Genomic DNA, 446 nt, shown 5'->3' on the forward strand with positions numbered 1-446 from the left:
GCTTGCGCTTACTGATGCTGAAGCTGATTGACTTGAGCTTACAGACGCTGAAGCTGATTGGCTTGCAGATACTGACGCTGAAGTGCTTTGGCTTGCAGATACTGATGCGCTAGCTGATTGACTTGCTGATACTGATGCGCTAGCTGATTGGCTTGAGCTTACTGATGCTGAAGCTGATTCGCTTGCACTTACAGATGCTGAAGCTGATTGGCTAGCTGATACAGACGCTGAAGCTGATTGACTTGCAGATACTGATGCTGAAGCTGATTGACTTGCTGATACAGATGCTGAAGCTGATTCACTTGCACTTACTGATGCTGAAGCTGAGGCACTTTGGCTCGCGCTTACTGATGTTGAAGCACTTTGACTTGCTGATACAGAGGCGCTTGCTGATTGGCTAGCTGATACAGATGCTGAGTGACTTGCACTTACTGATGCTGAAGCAC

The 446-nt window shown here is 47.8% G+C and carries 1 protein-coding gene; it reads right to left on the minus strand.

Annotated elements, in window-relative coordinates:
* Positions 1-446 (minus strand): hypothetical protein (locus tag B7705_RS00180; RefSeq protein WP_193431895.1); only part of this gene is annotated, 446 nt, incomplete at both ends.

The sequence above is a fragment of the Streptococcus oralis subsp. dentisani genome (genome assembly GCF_002096685.1).
Lineage (GTDB): Bacteria > Bacillota > Bacilli > Lactobacillales > Streptococcaceae > Streptococcus > Streptococcus oralis_AD.